Source organism: Pseudomonas sp. SIMBA_067, from assembly GCF_046534675.1.
Lineage (GTDB): Bacteria > Pseudomonadota > Gammaproteobacteria > Pseudomonadales > Pseudomonadaceae > Aquipseudomonas > Aquipseudomonas putida.
This window is the reverse complement of sequence record NZ_JAWRYH010000080.1, coordinates 1-398: the sequence shown is the minus strand read 5'-3', so window position 1 is coordinate 398 and position 398 is coordinate 1. Positions and strand designations below refer to the sequence as shown.

Below are 398 nucleotides of genomic sequence, written 5' to 3'. Positions count from 1 at the left end.
ACCCGGGGTGCTGTACCTGTGCAACCCCAACAATCCCACGGGCACGCTGACCCCACGCGCCGACATCGAGCACCTGGTCACCCACAAGCCGGTAGGCAGCCTGGCGATCATCGATGAGGCCTATATCCACGTTACCGACGCGCCCTCCTGCCTGGACCTGGCGGTCAGCCATGACAACGTCATGGTCCTGAGAACGTTCTCCAAGCTCTATGGCATGGCCGGTGCCCGCCTGGGGCTAGTGGTCGGCAAACCGGCATTGCTCGCCGACCTGCAACGCCTGAACGGCTACAACTTCGTGCCACTTGCCGCCGCCATGGGCGGCATCGCCAGCCTGCAACAAGAAGGCCTGGTCAGTGAACGAAAACACATCAATCGAAGCATTCTGCGGAACACTATCG

At 61.8% G+C, this 398-nt stretch carries 1 protein-coding gene; it reads left to right on the top strand.

What is annotated here, in order from left to right; translation table 11 throughout:
- A partial coding sequence (locus SB765_RS28170) for an aminotransferase class I/II-fold pyridoxal phosphate-dependent enzyme (RefSeq protein WP_410932291.1) occupies positions 1-398 on the top strand: 398 nt, incomplete at both ends.